General features: G+C 39.8%; 13 protein-coding genes. All 13 read left to right on the top strand.

Annotation, left to right across the window (positions count from 1 at the left end):
- Positions 1-65 precede the first annotated feature (65 nt).
- The 13 genes from MWM02_RS11320 (at position 66) to MWM02_RS11260 (ending at position 15,454) form a co-directional block, all read left to right on the top strand.
- Positions 66-605: a TRAP transporter small permease gene (locus MWM02_RS11320; protein WP_481861775.1), complete on the top strand. Its 540-nt coding sequence runs from the start codon at positions 66-68 to the stop codon at positions 603-605.
- Positions 606-1,889 carry a TRAP transporter large permease gene (locus MWM02_RS11315; RefSeq protein ID WP_064552993.1) on the top strand — a complete coding sequence of 428 codons (1,284 nt, stop codon included), beginning with the start codon at positions 606-608 and terminating at the stop codon, positions 1,887-1,889.
- A 172-nt stretch (positions 1,890-2,061) separates the two neighbouring features.
- Entirely contained in the window at positions 2,062-3,108 is a 1,047-nt protein-coding gene (locus MWM02_RS11310; RefSeq protein WP_244402045.1) for a TRAP transporter substrate-binding protein, read from the top strand.
- Positions 3,109-3,250: 142 nt separating this feature from the next.
- A complete protein-coding gene (locus tag MWM02_RS11305; protein ID WP_244402044.1) occupies positions 3,251-4,507 on the top strand; it encodes a nickel pincer cofactor-dependent isomerase, group 22 in 1,257 nt (418 codons plus the stop codon).
- Positions 4,508-4,595: 88 nt separating this feature from the next.
- The gene (locus MWM02_RS11300; RefSeq protein ID WP_244402043.1) at positions 4,596-6,800 is read left to right on the top strand and encodes a dihydroxy-acid dehydratase domain-containing protein; all 2,205 of its coding nucleotides are present in this window, start codon (positions 4,596-4,598) and stop codon (positions 6,798-6,800) included.
- Between the two features lie 168 nt (positions 6,801-6,968).
- On the top strand, positions 6,969-7,745 hold the full coding sequence (locus MWM02_RS11295) for an IclR family transcriptional regulator (protein ID WP_244402042.1): 777 nt from the start codon (positions 6,969-6,971) through the stop codon (positions 7,743-7,745).
- A gap of 75 nt (positions 7,746-7,820) precedes the next feature.
- The gene (locus tag MWM02_RS11290) at positions 7,821-8,720 is read left to right on the top strand and encodes a fumarylacetoacetate hydrolase family protein (RefSeq protein ID WP_064553003.1); all 900 of its coding nucleotides are present in this window, start codon (positions 7,821-7,823) and stop codon (positions 8,718-8,720) included.
- A gap of 86 nt (positions 8,721-8,806) precedes the next feature.
- The gene (gene gucD / locus MWM02_RS11285) at positions 8,807-10,273 is read left to right on the top strand and encodes an alpha-ketoglutaric semialdehyde dehydrogenase GucD (protein ID WP_064553005.1); all 1,467 of its coding nucleotides are present in this window, start codon (positions 8,807-8,809) and stop codon (positions 10,271-10,273) included.
- A 141-nt stretch (positions 10,274-10,414) separates the two neighbouring features.
- Complete coding sequence (gene larE / locus MWM02_RS11280) at positions 10,415-11,242, top strand: ATP-dependent sacrificial sulfur transferase LarE (RefSeq protein WP_244402041.1); 828 nt, start codon at positions 10,415-10,417, stop codon at positions 11,240-11,242.
- Positions 11,239-12,063, top strand: a complete 825-nt coding sequence (gene larB / locus MWM02_RS11275) for a nickel pincer cofactor biosynthesis protein LarB (protein ID WP_244402040.1) — start codon at positions 11,239-11,241, stop codon at positions 12,061-12,063. Before larE ends, larB begins: the two co-directional genes overlap by 4 nt.
- Positions 12,044-13,315 (top strand): nickel pincer cofactor biosynthesis protein LarC, encoded by a 1,272-nt coding sequence (gene larC, locus MWM02_RS11270; RefSeq protein ID WP_064553012.1) that lies wholly within the window; start codon positions 12,044-12,046, stop codon positions 13,313-13,315. Before larB ends, larC begins: the two co-directional genes overlap by 20 nt.
- A 151-nt stretch (positions 13,316-13,466) precedes the next feature.
- Positions 13,467-14,375, top strand: a complete 909-nt coding sequence (locus MWM02_RS11265; RefSeq protein ID WP_244402039.1) for a dihydrodipicolinate synthase family protein — start codon at positions 13,467-13,469, stop codon at positions 14,373-14,375.
- A gap of 125 nt (positions 14,376-14,500) precedes the next feature.
- Positions 14,501-15,454, top strand: coding sequence for a U32 family peptidase (locus MWM02_RS11260; RefSeq protein ID WP_244402038.1), 954 nt, complete (start codon positions 14,501-14,503; stop codon positions 15,452-15,454).
- Positions 15,455-15,460: the final 6 nt, after the last annotated feature.

Genomic DNA, 15,460 nt, shown 5'->3' with positions numbered 1-15,460 from the left:
AAGAAGGGCTGGTGGATCTATTGAAGAAACTTGGCAAACTAACAAATAGTATTTTAAACGTCTTGATGGCATTGACGCTTGCTATGATGTCTATTTTGGTATTCGGCAATGTTGTCTTGCGTTACGTATTTAACTCGGGCATAACCTGGTCTGAAGAAATGTCTCGTTTTCTATTTATTTGGATGGTATTTTTAGGAGCAATTGGTGCTCTGAGAGATAACGACCACTTGGGAGTGGATATACTTCTTAAGAAATTGCCGTTGGGTGCTAAGCGAGTTGTCTTTATTCTCGGTAATTTAATCGTTCTTTATGTGCTATGGTTACTTCTTGATGGAAGTTGGAAGATAACTATAAGTAACTTGCATAGTACGGCACCTGCAACGGGCTTGCCATTAGCTTATGTTTACGGAATTGGAATCATCGTGAGTATCGGAATGGGAATCATTGTATTGTTTAATATTTATCGAGCCTTATTTCAAATAAATGCGCTAGAAGAGCTTACACGAATGAAGGAATCGGAAGATGAAATCATACAAGCAGTTCATGAAGAAATCACGGAATCGCACTACGGTCAAAAACAGGGTGCAGCTGGAGGTGAGAGGTAGATGGCATTGGCTGTTTTTGTTGGTTCGTTAATCGGTGTCATGGCGTTAGGGATGCCTATTGCTTTTGCGCTTTTAGTAAGTGGTGTTGCTCTGATGTTTTATCTCGATATTTTCGATACTCAGATTATCGCGCAAAACCTCATTGACGGGGCTGACAATTTTTCTATGCTGGCGATCCCTTTTTTCATTCTTGCGGGAGAATTGATGAATGCCGGTGGGATTTCCAATCGAATTATTCACTTTGCCCTGTCTCTCGTTGGTCATATTCGTGGAGGGTTGGGGTATGTAGCGATCATTGCCAGCGTTCTTTTTGCAGGTTTATCCGGTTCAGCAGTAGCGGATACAGCAGCTCTCGGTGCGATTCTCATTCCAATGATGGTTAAAGCCGGATATGACCGAAACCGATCTACCGGTCTTATTGCGGCTGGCGGTATTATTGCGCCGATCATTCCTCCGAGCATACCGATGATTATTTTTGGGGTAACGAGCGGTTTATCGATTACTAAATTATTTATGGCAGGGATCATTCCGGGTCTTCTCATTGGCTTATGTTTGGTAGTATGTTGGTGGTTTATGGTAAGAAAAGATGAGGTAGAAGTTTTTCCACGCAAATCTGTAAAAGAAATACTATCAGCTACCCGTCAAGCCATTTGGGCGCTTCTATTACCTGCTATTATTGTTGGAGGGCTTCGTGGGGGGATCTTTACTCCTACAGAAGCAGCTGTCGTGGCCGCGTTCTATGCATTATTTGTCGGTATGTTCATTTATCGTGAATTGAAAATACAAGATTTGTTTAAGGTGCTAGTAGCCTCTGCAAAGGCAACAAGTATGGTAATGTTCCTTGTTGCAGCAGCTATGGTATCAGCATGGTTGATCACGGTTGCCAATATCCCGTCAATCGTAACGGATATGCTCGGACCGTTCGTCGAGAATAAGTTGCTGCTTCTGCTGGTGATTAATGCATTAGTTCTATTAGTTGGTACTGCCATGGATTTGACACCTACTATTCTCATTCTTACTCCTGTTTTAATGCCTATTATCGAAAAAGCTGGAATTGATCCGGTGTACTTTGGGGTACTTTTTGTACTCAATAACTGCATTGGATTACTGACTCCTCCAGTTGGCACAGTATTAAATGTAGCTTGTGGGGTAGGAAAAATAGGGATGGAGGACATTATGAAAGGGATATGGCCTTTCTTACTGGCGGAAACTCTTGTTCTTATATTGCTTATTCTGTTTCCGTCTATTGTTACTGTTCCACTTCAATGGTTTACGAGCATGTAATTTTTGTATAAAAAAGATACATTATTTCTCACCTGTACGCATTGAATTAAAAAGAACGTTTATTTTTAAAAAACAGCATCTTCAATAAATATTACACAATTGCTCAACTGGCCATAAAAAGGATATAGAACAAAAGGAAAGAAGGATGAACAAAAAACTGGGAGGACAAAGCATGAAAAAAATAGTTGCGGTTAGGAAGGTAATCATTGGTTTCCTATCAATAGGATTACTTTTTCTAAGTGCTTGTAGTTCTAATGCAACCCAAGGAGGAATAAAACCTAAAGGAATTCAAGAAAGGGTTATTAAGGCGGGAATTGGATTAAATGAGGATCACCCAGAAGGACAAGGGCTTCTCAAATTCAAGGAAATAGTAGAGAAACAAAGCGGGGGAAAATTGAAAGTCCAGACGTATTTTAGCGCATCTTTAGGCGATGATTTAAAAATGACGGAGGCACTTCAAGGTGGCACACAAGAAATTACGATTCCATCAACTTCCCCATTAGTCGGGATAATTAAAGAGTTTGGCATATTGGATTTTCCGTTTCTTTTTAATACTGCAGAAGAAGCAGACGAGATTTTAGATGGACCTATAGGCAAAAAATTGCTAGAAAAGCTTCCTGATCATGAACTGGTTGGCCTTGCTTATTGGGAAAATGGATTCCGCCATGTAACAAATAGTAAGCATCCAATCAACACAACAGATGATCTTAAAGGTTTAAAATTGCGGACAATGCAAAATCAAGTGCATATTGATGCATTTAAAAAACTTGGTGCTAACCCAACACCAATGGCTTTTTCAGAAGTTTTCACAGCCCTTGAAAGCAAAACAGTTGATGGTCAGGAAAATCCATTGGCGACGATTAAATCCAATAAATATTATGAAGTACAAGATTATTTGAGCCTTACTAAGCATGTTTACACACCATTTGTTTTCTTAGTTAGCAAAAAATTTTGGGATAGCTTATCGCCAGAAGAACAGAAGATTCTGCGGGATGCAGCTGTGGAAGCTGGCAAGTATCAACGGGAGCTTAGTCGTCAAGAAGATAAAAAGGCATTAGAAGAGTTAAAGAAAACCGGTATCAAAATTAATGAAGTGAGTGATGAACAACGGCAAAAGATGGCAGAAGACATTAAGCCTGTGATCGATAAATATGCTAAAGAATTTGGAGAAGATCTTGTAAATGAGATGTATAATGAATTAGAAAAAATTAGAAAATGATCATCATTTATTAAGCATGTTTTAAAAACGAAGTGTAAGGATTTGTAAATAGGAATTAGAGAGTCCAGTATGTCTTTTCTCTGTTTTCAAAAGGTATACAGACAGATAATGATATAGCTATGGCTAATAAGAGGGAGGAAAAATGGAAATCATTAATGATCTGCTCAAAGGTGTACCGATTCCGAAAATGATAAAGATTAGGCAACATTTTCATGCTCCTGAAATTGCAGATGTTCCTAAAGCAATCCATGAGAGTATCCAGCAGGCCAATGTTCTCCATAGAATTTCCCCTGGCGATCGCGTGGCAATTGCTGTAGGAAGCCGTGGCGTGGCAGATATACCAATGATTACTCGAGAAGTCGTGAACGCTGTTAAACAGGTAGGTGGAAATCCTTTCATTGTACCGGCAATGGGTAGTCACGGTGGGGCAACTGCTGAGGGACAGAAAGAGGTACTAATACATTTGGGAGTTACAGAGGAGTTTGTAGGTGCGCCTATTTGTTCTAGTATGGAGGTAGTAGAAGTAGGAAGGTTAGATAATGGCCTTCCAGTTTATACAGATAAACTTGCATATGAGGCAGATAAAATCATTGTCATAAATAGGGTTAAACCACATACAGCTTTTCGGGGCCCGGTTGAAAGCGGATTAATGAAAATGATAACAATTGGTCTCGGTAAGCAAAAAGGTGCCGAAGCGGCCCATAAATATAGCTTTAAGTATATGAGTAAACATGTTGTTGAAATGGCAAAAATAGTTATTCGCAAGGCACCGGTTATTTTTGGTGTAGCTGTTTTGGAAAATGCGTATGATCGCCCTGCCAAAATTGTTGCGGTCCCAGCCGAGCATTTCGAAACAGTGGAGCCTGAACTGCTGCTAGAGGCAAAAGCATTGATGCCAAGAATTATGTTTAGCCCAATTGATGTGCTTGTAGTAGATGAAATAGGGAAGGATATTTCAGGAGATGGAATGGATCCAAATATTACAGGCAGGTACGCTACTCCCTATGCAACCGGCGGCCCGGAAGTGACACGTATCGTAGTGTTAAGTTTATCTGAAAAAACACAGGGCAACGCCAATGGCATTGGCCTCGCTGATATTACAACAAATAAAGTTAAGGAACAAATCGTATGGGAAAAAGGATACGCCAATGCTTTAACAAGCACGGTGGTCTCTGTAGTAAAACTACCAATGTGTTTAGAAACAGAAGAGTTAGCAGTGAAAGCAGCGATCAAAACCTGCAATGCTTTTGATATGAACAGAGTCAGAATGGTCAGAATAAAAAATACGCTGGCACTTAGGGATATTTGGATTTCTGAGAGCCTCTTAGATGAAGCCAGACAAATGAAGGATATAGAGATTTTATCGGAACCTTTCGAAATGGATTTTTCAATCACTTAGAAAAAATATAATTTAGGTGTCTAGCGTTAACTATCAAATCCAAATAGTCATAAACCAAGTTTCTATTCATCGGGAAAGGGGGAGTATTATGCCGGCGGTTAAATATCCATATGTGAAGAGCAAAGTCAATCCGTATCACGACAACGTGCAGGGAAAAGCAAACGAACCTATATGTGTGGCAGGCCTGCTTGATCGTTCTAAACAGATCCTTGGTCCCGAATTAAAAGGAATGCAGCCAGATTGGACGTTGGAAGAAATATATGACCGATTACATCATAATGCTCCTAGAATTGCGATTATAGGAGGATCCGCTGATCACCCTGCCCATATTATGGATTTTCAAACGATCGCTCGAGCCGCCATTCGCATTTGGCAAAATGGAGGAGTTCCGTTTCAATTTTCGACGCCGGTAATGTGCGACGGGACGGCACAGAGCAACCAAGGAATGAGTTATTCCTTACAAAGCCGAAATGCTGTCGCGCAGATGATTGTTAATCAGATGGAAGCACATAGCTATCATGGGGCTTTTGTCATTCAAGGTTGCGATAAACAACCGCTTGGGGTTGTCAGCGCTCTGGCACATCTTGATCGTGTTCGCAGGGAAAGAGGCGAAGCTCCTTTCTTTGCCACTTTTGCTCCGGCGCATGTTTTAAAAGGAGGAACCATTCCCCCGCGCTTATATGCTGAATTAGAAGAAGTTGCCCGGCATGCCGAGTCAATAGGGGAGGAAGATATTGCATACGATTTGCGCGATGCACTTTCATATATTTTGCAATGTTCATCAAACACTGCATTCCAAGGTGTATTGGAAAGAGCAAGAGAAAAAGGGATTATTACAATAGAACAACATGAAGATTATGAAAAACGTTTAGCAGTAGCAACTTGCGATAGTCAGGGTGGGGTGTGCGCATTTAACGGAACTGGCAATAGTTCCAGACATCTCATAGCAGGTTTGGGACTGATTCATCCCGCACTGGAGCTTTTAACTGCTCCACCTACACAGGAACAGATAAACGCTGCACTGGATAGCTTGGTGCATTTGATCAATAACCCAATATATGGAGTTACTAATATAATGGCTACGAATATTAAAAACGCCATTAGAATTCATAGTGCCACTGGCGGATCTACCAATATTATGATGCATATTGTCGCTGCAATGCTTTATGGAGGGTATCAATTTGATTTATGGGAATACGATAAAATTCATCATGAAGTGCCGATTCCGGATTTATTTGACTACAGTTTAACACAAGGAAGAGATATCTACGCTTTAGCCATTCAGTGCTGCAGTGGGAAAATAAGAGGAATGGAAACCGTATTTCATGAGTTGATGAATAACGGAGTTCCAATGGACATTGATGCGCCGACGGTTACGGGAACGACATGGAGAGAAAGACTTTCTGTGAAGAAAGATCAATTGCCAGCCGAAAATATCAAAAATAATCCAATTATTCTCTCTAAACCAAAACGGCCATTTAGCGGTGTTGATGTTTTATCAGGAAATTTTTTTGAAAGCGCAGTAGTAAAAATGAGCGGAATGTCAACAAGACAAATTGATGAGTTCGATAAGAAAATTGCATTTGTTCTATATTATGAAAATGAAGATGATGCAAATGAAGGGCTTCTAGATGTTAATCTGTTAGAAAAACTGAAGTTAAATCGTAGTTTTAATGATAAAAGCTTGATCGCTGTATTAAAACATAATTCCCCGCATCTATTTGATTCGTTAAAAGACAAGGAATATGATGAATTATTCGATACGATGGTGAAAGAAGGCGCGCTAAAAATAGCTGTCGTTATATCCGGTCAAGGGCCAGAGGCGTTTGGTATGCCGGAAATGTTTACACCAATGCAACATATTAATGCGAACAGACAGTTAAAGCGTATTGCTACTCTCATCAGCGATGGACGCTATTCAGGTGTAACATACGGGGCGGCTATTGGTCACATGACTCCTGAGGCAATTAAGGGTGGAGGCATACTCTATTTGAAAACAGGAGATCTTCTATATATTGGCCTTCGGGAACGGAAAATTCAGTTTTTAAATGCAAGTGCTTTTCAAGACGGTAAACTTTTATTTGAATTTGAGAGTATTAAACAGGAAAGAAAAGAGATTGCAAAAAACAGACTAGAAAATATGCGCAAACGTCAACGGCGTATTGCAGCCAGCAATCGTTTAATTGGGCATACGGATGCTGCAAACGGGGTAGTGCCTTTCTATGTAGCCGAGGAAGCAGTATACGATTATAAAAAAGATGTTTTCTTCCCTAGTTTGCGGGGAAGCAAATAGTAAGCAATAAAGTAGAAAGGAATGCGGAGAATTTTCGGAAATAATTTAAAAATATCATAATAACAATTAATAAAAATTTTTCGTCATTGTTCTTCACTCTCTATATTATAATTATTAAAAGATAAATAGGTATAGCGCCAATATAAATTGTTAAAGAGGGTGAAGAATATGCCGCTGATTCAATCTGTTGACCGTGCTCTCCGTATCTTAGATCTATTTGATGAATATGAAACAGAGTTAAAAATTACGGATATTAGCGAAAAAATGCAACTTCATAAAAGCACTGTGCATTCACTGTTAAAAACGCTCCAACACCATCATTATATAGAGCAGAATCCGGAAAATGGTAAGTATAGATTAGGAATGAAATTGTTTGAAAGAGGAAATTTAGTTATTCGCCATCTTGATATTCGGGCAATTTCCAAAAAGTACTTAATCGATATATCTGTAAAAACTGGCAATACCGTTCATCTTGTTATACTTGATGGGAAAGAAGGAATTTATATTGACAAGGTAGAAGGAACCTCGGGGACAGTTTTATATTCGAGGATTGGAAGGAGAGTTCCTGTTCACAGTAGCGCGGTAGGAAAAGCGTTAATTGCTTTCAAAGATGATAAAGAACTTAAGGAGTTTTTAAAAGGGTATGTTTATAAGCGTCATACTGCTAACACTATCACTAGTGAGGAACAATTTCTTGCCGAGCTTGATAAAGTTAGAAAAAATGGCTATGCGCTTGATAATGAAGAAAACGAACCAGGTATTGCATGTGTGGCTGTTCCTATTTGGGATCATTCTGGAAATGTCATAGCGGCGATGAGCATATCCCAACCGTCTGCGAAAGTCAATGATTTGGTGCTTAAGGAAGAAGTGCAATTATTAAAAAATGCTGCCAATCTTATTTCTAAAGAGTTAGGGTATTCTAAACATGGAAGTTTACATCCATAAAATATAATCTAAACGCATTTTTTATCAAAATAATAAAACAGAGTTTTTTAATATAAAACAAAAGGAGACGAATTTATGAGAATCATTCGATATTTAAACGGAAATTCAGATGCCGTATTAGCTGCTGTTACAGATGATAATCAAATATACCCTCTTCCATTCAACGACTTTATAGATATTATTTATGAAGCAAAAAAAGCAGGATTGACCCCTTTCAATTACATTTATGGATTCATTACCGGACAAGAGAGTTTGCAAAAAGAGTTATCTGAATTAAACCTGCTTGTGCCAATTGTTGCGCCTGAGGTTTGGGCTTCAGGTGTCACGTACGAAAAAAGTCGCGAAGCAAGAAATTACGAGACGACAGATAAAGCAAACGGTGGCGAAACATGTTACGACAAGGTATATAACGCACAAAGACCTGAGATATTCTTTAAATCTACCGCTGCCCGTACTATAGGTCCTAATGAACCGGTTTATTTGCGGAGTGATTCGAACTGGCAAATTCCCGAACCTGAAGTGGGCTTAGTGATAACCAAAGAAGGGGAAATCGTTGGATATACGATTGGCAATGATATGAGCTGCAGAGATATTGAAGGGGAAAATCCTCTTTATTTACCGCAGGCTAAAATATGGAAGAATTCATGCTCAATTGGTCCAGCAATCCGACTTTCTGAAACGGTAAAAAATCCGTACGATCTTCAAATAACGTGCCGTATATATCGAAACAACCAACTTGTAGTAGAGGAAAGTGCAAATACAAGGCAATTAAAAAGAAAATATGATGAATTAATTTCTTTCTTAATTCGTGATAACAAAGTATTTGATGGAACTGTATTGTTAACAGGTACATCTATAGTTCCACCAAATCATTTCACCCTGCAAGATCAGGATCGTATTGAGATTGAAATTCCAGAGATAGGTGTGCTTTCAAATCCAGTAAAAGCATTAGTAAACAAAACCGTTGCAAAATAAGTGTCAAAGTCTCCCTTTATATTATAGATGGCAAGGCTATTTAGGTTTCCATATTCAAAATAATAGGGAATAGGAGTGAAGTTGTGATGACAGTGCAAGCAGAAGTAAAAACATATTTTAACTATATCAATGGAGATTGGGTAAGTTCGGTAACGAATGAAGTGGAAGCAAGCATAAACCCGGCTAATAAAAATGAAGTTGTTGGATATATTCAACGTTCATCTATAGAAGATTTAAACAAGGCAGTGGCCGCGGCGAAACGGGCGCAAAAATCGTGGTGGAAACTATCCGGTGTAGAGAGAGGAGAGTATTTATACAGAGCGGCGGATATTCTGGAAGGACGTCTCGAAGAAATTGCGGAAACGATGACAAGAGAAATGGGAAAGACGTTTGGTGAAGCAAAAGCAGAGACGCTGAGGGGAGTCAATATATTACGTTATTATGCCGGAGAAGGGGTTAGAAAAATTGGCGATGTTATTCCATCAAGCGATAATGAGGCGCTAATGTTCACCACTCGAGTTCCGCTCGGAGTAGTTGGTGTCATTTCGCCGTGGAATTTCCCTGTAGCTATTCCTATATGGAAGATGGCGCCTGCTCTTGTATATGGAAACACCGTTGTTTTAAAACCTGCAAGCGAAGCTGCTGTAACGGCTGCCAAAGTGATGGAGTGTTTCCATGAAGCCGGCTTTCCGAAGGGAGTCGTCAATATGGTATGCGGTCCGGGTTCTGTAATCGGCCAAGGGATCGCGAATCATCCAGATATTAATGGGGTTACATTTACAGGTTCAAATAATGTAGGAAAACAGGTAGGAAAAGCAGCTTTTGAACGCGGTGCGAAATATCAATTGGAAATGGGAGGAAAAAATCCTGTCATTGTCGCTAAAGATGCGGACTTGGATCTTGCCGTCGAAGGAACGATAAATGGGGGATTGCGTTCAACGGGTCAGAAATGCACTGCTACAAGCCGTGTCTTCGTTGAAAGCGAAGTATATGAAACATTTAAAGAAAAACTTCTCGCTAAAGTAAAACAACTAAAAATAGGAAATGGGATGGACAGCGGAACATGGATGGGGCCGTGTGTAAGTGAGGCGCAATTAAATACCGTTCTCTCCTATATTGAAAAAGGAAAAGCAGAAGGAGCAAATTTAATTTACGGCGGTAAAAGATGTATAGAAGGTGAATTTGCCAATGGCTTTTATGTAGAACCAACTATTTTCGAAAATGTAGACATAAATATGACCATTGCACGGGAAGAAATATTTGGACCTGTGCTTGCGTTAATCAAAGTCCGTGACATTCAGGAAGCATTGGAACTTGCCAATGACACAGAATACGGATTAAGCGCCTCCATTTATACAAAAGATATTAGCAATATTCTCTCATTTATTAATGAAATAGAAGCTGGGCTAGTAAAAGTAAATGCGGAAACAGCCGGAGTGGAGTTTCAAGCTCCTTTTGGTGGAATGAAACAATCAAGCTCTCATTCTAGAGAACAGGGGCAGGCAGCAATAGAGTTTTTTACATCTATTAAAACAGTGTTAGTTAAGGCATAAATCATCGTGTTCCCCTCATCTACTTTGAGGGGAACATCCTGTCACATCTCTAGTTAAAGATATTTGCGGCGACCAATATGGTATGTATCCATCTTTTGATTAAGCAAAATAAACGAAGCTGTATCACGGAGGGATATAAATTTGGAAGAGAACTTATTGGAGACAAAAAAAGAGCAGCTTATTCATCTCTTAAGGGATATGGGAAACGTATTAGTAGCTTTTTCGGGTGGAGTAGATAGCACATTTTTGTTAGCGGTTGCAAAGCAAGCACTTGGTGATCGCGTGATGGCGGTTACTGCAGTTTCAGAAACGTTTCCAACGCGGGAAGTAGAGTTGGCCTCCAAGCTTGCCAAACAAATAGGTGTCAAACACTTGAAGCTTCAAATGAATGAATTAGAAAACGCCGATTTTGTCAAAAATGACTTTGCCCGCTGTTTTCATTGTAAAAATCATTTGTACACACAGTTAAAAGAGTTGGTTAAGAAATATGGAGATATATATACGATTGTTGACGGTTCTAATATGGATGATTTAGGAGAATACCGCCCGGGATTGAAAGCAGCGCGACAACTTGGTGTGCGGAGTCCTCTTCAAGAAGCGGGACTTTACAAGGATGAAATCCGGATATTGTCAAAGGAAATGGGGCTGGAAACATGGAATAAGCCTTCCTTTGCCTGCTTATCATCGCGTATCCCTTATGGAATGAAAATTACGAAAGAGAAAATCGATCAGCTTGATAAATCTGAAGAATTTCTCTTGGAGCTTGGTTTTTATCAAGTTCGTGTTCGCCATCATGGAGAAATAGCTAGAATTGAGGTTTTGCCTGAAGAGATGCCGCGTATCATTAAATATCATCAGGAAATCCATAATCAATTAAGAGAATTAGGATTTTTATATGTGACGCTTGATTTGGGAGGATATAGATCAGGAAGTATGAATGAAGTTTTGAAAAAAGGAATGGTAAAATGAAAGATTCGCTTAGAGAAGTGCTTAAGCAATTAAAAGACGGGAATATCTCTGTAGAAGAAGCATACGAAACATTGCGCACATACGATTATATTGGATATGCAACAGTGGACATTCACCGCGAAAAAAGGAAGGGTTTCCCAGAAATAATTTTTGGTGAGGGGAAAAATAAAGAACATTTACTCGGTATTTTCGAAAGATTAATGAAATTTCATAAAAAAGTACTTGCCACACGTATTAATAAGGAAAAGGCAGATTATCTGATAACAAATTTACAAGATCGCTATCCTCTCGAATGCTTTCATTATCATAGTGATGCAAAGGCTTTTTATTGGGTTTCTAAAGACTATGTGGAGACAAAGAAACAAGGATACATAGCTGTTGTCAGTGCAGGAACGTCAGATTTTGCTGTTGCTGAAGAAGCTGCGGTGACTGCTGAGTTTTTAGGTTGCGAGGTCAAGCGAATATATGATGTAGGTGTTGCTGGTATTCATCGTTTATTAGATAGAGTATCAGTTATTGAACAGGCGCACGTCGTGATCGTAGTTGCAGGTATGGAAGGGGCGCTTGCGAGTGTGGTAGGAGGGCTTGTGTCAAAGCCAGTTATTGCTGTACCGACAAGTGTGGGATATGGGGCTAATTTCCAAGGGATCTCCGCTTTGCTTGCGATGTTAAATTCATGTGCTAGCGGAGTCTCTGTTGTCAATATTGATAACGGCTTTGGGGCTGGATATTATGCTGCTACTATTCTATCTGTCATTGAACAGTCCATCGTAAAGGCAATGAAACAAGAGGAGGAAAGGAATGAAGATTCTCTATCTTGATTGTTTTTCGGGAATTAGTGGCGATATGATGGTTAGTGCTTTGGTAGATGCGGGGGCATCACCGGAACGGATTGAAACAGAATTAAAAAAGCTTCCGATTTCAGGGTATAAATTACAATGGAGCAAGGTCATAAAAAAGGGGATTTCTGCTATAAAGTTGGATGTAATCCTAGATGATAACTGCAGAGACCGTGATGCTTACTCCCGCCATCATGATTCGTTAAATCATTCAACCTCGCATTCACATAGGCATTATTCTCACATAGTCGATATGATCAATCACTCAGAATTACCTCCGGAAGTAAAGAAACGTAGTCAACAAATTTTTCATTCTATTGCCACGGCAGAGGCAAAAATCCATCACATTCCTATTGAAAATGTTCACTTCCACGAGATAGGTGCAATTGACTCAATTGTTGATATTGTCGCCACAGCTGTCGCGTTAGAAGAGCTTAAAATTGATCAAATCATTTCTTCTCCTATTCCGGTTGGAAGTGGATATATCGATTGTGCGCATGGGACCTACCCTGTTCCAGCTCCTGCGACGTTGGAGATACTTCGAAACGTACCAATAAAGGCTAGCAAATTGCCGTTTGAGTTAACAACCCCAACCGGAGCTGGGATTGTGAAAAGTCAAGTGACTGCATTTGGACCAATTCCGGCAATGACAATATCATCAATTGGATACGGTGCAGGAACACGTGATTTGCCAAATCAGCCGAATGTTTTACGTGTTGTAGTAGGCGAAATGGTTGATGTTTTGTTAGAACATGAATGTTCATTGCCTTTGCAGCAAGAGGTGATTCACATTCTAGAGTGCCATGTAGATGACATGTCGGGGGAAGCGTTGGGATATGTCATGGAAGGGCTTTTTCAAAAAGGGGCACTCGATGTGTTTTATACACCCATCTTTATGAAGAAAAACCGCCCTGGGGTCCTTCTTACTGTTTTGGCTTCGCCCAATAGTGCCGAGGAATGTGAACAATTTATTATCAAAGAAACGACAACCCTTGGTGTCAGGAAAAATATATGTATAAGAAGTATTCTAGGAAGAAATAGTGTGAGTGTTCCTACACCGTATGGAAATATTCGTGTAAAACAGGCTATACAGAATGGAAAAATAATAAGGCAAGTACCAGAATATGAGGATGTAAAAAAAGCCGCTACTGATTATCAAGCTGCTTTTTTAGAAGTATATACAGCGGCGGTGGAATATGCTAGGAAAAGATCAAGAGAAGAAGAACCGCAATGAATTAGATGTGCTTTCCACTTTAATAATGGATGGACTTTTTGGAATTCAACATTTTTTGGGGCCTGATCGTGTAATAGATCTAACAAAAACAAAAGTCTGTTTCGCTTCCTGCTAAACGGTATTTTAAATTTATTTTGGAAGGATGAAAGCAATGGATTATAAGTTTAAAGGGATCATCCCACCTGTAGTTACGTTATTTAATAAGGATGGCAAGTTCGATTGGGAAGCCAATTATGTGCTTGCGGATCATTTAATCAAAAAAGGAGTTCACGGATTGCTCTATATGGGAAGCATGGGGGAGTTCTCTTCTTTGACTGTTGAAGAAAGAAAACTTTTTGTCGAAAAAATGGTTCGATATGTAGATGGGCGTGTCCCTGTTTTAATTGGTACAGGCACTGCCTCATTACAAGATACTATTTATTTATCACAACACGCTGAGTATATTGGAGCGAATGGTGTGCTAGTGGTAAATCCATTTTATTGGAAATATACAGAACGCCAATTATATGACTATTATATAAATGTAGCTAAAAGTATCACAATTCCTTTGATTATATACAATATTCCTTCACTCACGGGTCAAGATTTATCTCCTAACCTTATATTAAGGTTAGCAATGGATCGAGAGAATATAGTTGGAGTTAAAGATACGACGGAAAGATTAGGGCATATCCGACAATTAATTGGCATTACGGAGCAAAGACCCGATTTTTCTGTTTTTGCCGCTTTCGATGATCTTCTCCTTCCTGCGCTTCAAATAGGGGCGGCTGGCGGAATCAATGGTACTGCTACTTTCTTGCCGGAATTATCTGTCCGATTATTTGAGAGTTTTAAAGCTGGTCAATATCAAACAGCACTAACTCTAAATGAATCCCTCCTCAAGCTTATGTCCATTTATGAGCTTTCCCAACCTTTATTTATGGCGGTTAAGGAAGCAGTTCATCAGCTTATTTTAGGCCATCAGACGAGCCCACGGTTGCCTATCGCAGAATGTGACGACTTAAAAAAGGCGGTTCAGTTATTTCTCAAACAAAATAATTTATTTTCCTACAACAATTAAAAACTAAACGTGACGGATTGCAAATAGGAATACTAATGAAAAAGCCAATCGATTCGTCGCTCTCTATCACTACACTAGACTAGTCCATATCAACGTATTTTTAAGAGAAAGGATGCATCATATCTATGAAAGAAACGAGAGAATTTCTTCAATCATTAGGCTATCCAAGCAGCGATCTCTATGATCTTCCTACGTCTACAAAACGCTTCCCTGACGGGGCACAATACCGTATTGAGATCCCGAGTGTAGAAGGTCCACGTGCTTTACAAGCAACACTCGAGGAAGCAGAACGATTGGGAGTAACCATTCACCGTGTATCGCAGGGAAGTGGAATTATGCTGTTAACAGATGATGAGATTAGGGAAATGTGCCAGATTTGTGCGGATCGTGGGATGGAGTTGAGTCTTTTTGTCGGCCCTAGGGGTACATGGGATGTTAGTGCCCAACCATTTACAAGTTCAGGGAAAGTCGCGGGGCTTAGACACGAAGGAATCGATCAGCTGGTTTATGCCATTGAAGATTTAAAAAGAGGAGCAAGTTTAGGATTACGTGGCGCTTTAGTTGCTGATGAAGGTTTGTTGCTTTTAACGAAGGAAATGAAAAAACAAGGAATACTACCACAAGATTTTGTGGTTAAAGTATCCGTTCAAATGATGGCGTCCAACCCAGTGTCTATTAAGCTGATGGCGGAATTAGGTGCAGATACGTATAACGTCCCTACCGCTTTGACTTTGCCTAAACTGGCGGCTATTCGTCAAGTAATCGATATTCCAATTGATATATATGTAGAGGTACCGGACGGATTTGGCGGTTTTATTAGACATTATGAAATTCCGGAGATTATTCGTATTTTATCACCTGTTTACATTAAATTTGGGTTACGCAATCATCCTGATGTGTATCCATCAGGGAGGCATCTGGAGTCGGTTAATATGGATCTATGTCGGGAAAGAGTTCGGCGAGCGGCATTAGGGATGCGGATGATTGAACAATACTACCCGGAAGCAGCGATGTCTGAATTAGGAGCAGAGGGTTTGGGTGTCCCGGTAATCGGCTCGTTCAAAAAAACAACGGTTTGAAGAGGA

This window comes from Parageobacillus sp. KH3-4, assembly GCF_022846435.1.
GTDB lineage: Bacteria > Bacillota > Bacilli > Bacillales > Anoxybacillaceae > Parageobacillus > Parageobacillus thermoglucosidasius_A.
The sequence above is the reverse complement of the archived record's forward strand: the minus strand, read 5'-3'. Positions and strand labels throughout refer to the sequence as shown.

Excerpts from the sequence above, each read along its gene's own strand:
- MWM02_RS11265 (WP_244402039.1), top strand. The coding sequence starts at position 13,467 with ATGGATTATAAGTTTAAAGGGATCATCCCACCTGTAGTTACGTTATTT.
- MWM02_RS11290 (WP_064553003.1), top strand. The coding sequence starts at position 7,821 with ATGAGAATCATTCGATATTTAAACGGAAATTCAGATGCCGTATTAGCT.
- larB (WP_244402040.1), top strand. The coding sequence starts at position 11,239 with ATGAAAGATTCGCTTAGAGAAGTGCTTAAGCAATTAAAAGACGGGAAT.
- MWM02_RS11260 (WP_244402038.1), top strand. The coding sequence starts at position 14,501 with ATGAAAGAAACGAGAGAATTTCTTCAATCATTAGGCTATCCAAGCAGC.
- larC (WP_064553012.1), top strand. The coding sequence starts at position 12,044 with ATGAAGATTCTCTATCTTGATTGTTTTTCGGGAATTAGTGGCGATATG.
- MWM02_RS11300 (WP_244402043.1), top strand. The coding sequence starts at position 4,596 with ATGCCGGCGGTTAAATATCCATATGTGAAGAGCAAAGTCAATCCGTAT.
- gucD (WP_064553005.1), top strand. The coding sequence starts at position 8,807 with ATGACAGTGCAAGCAGAAGTAAAAACATATTTTAACTATATCAATGGA.
- MWM02_RS11295 (WP_244402042.1), top strand. The coding sequence starts at position 6,969 with ATGCCGCTGATTCAATCTGTTGACCGTGCTCTCCGTATCTTAGATCTA.
- MWM02_RS11320 (WP_481861775.1), top strand. The coding sequence starts at position 66 with ATGGCATTGACGCTTGCTATGATGTCTATTTTGGTATTCGGCAATGTT.
- MWM02_RS11310 (WP_244402045.1), top strand. The coding sequence starts at position 2,062 with ATGAAAAAAATAGTTGCGGTTAGGAAGGTAATCATTGGTTTCCTATCA.
- MWM02_RS11315 (WP_064552993.1), top strand. The coding sequence starts at position 606 with ATGGCATTGGCTGTTTTTGTTGGTTCGTTAATCGGTGTCATGGCGTTA.
- MWM02_RS11305 (WP_244402044.1), top strand. The coding sequence starts at position 3,251 with ATGGAAATCATTAATGATCTGCTCAAAGGTGTACCGATTCCGAAAATG.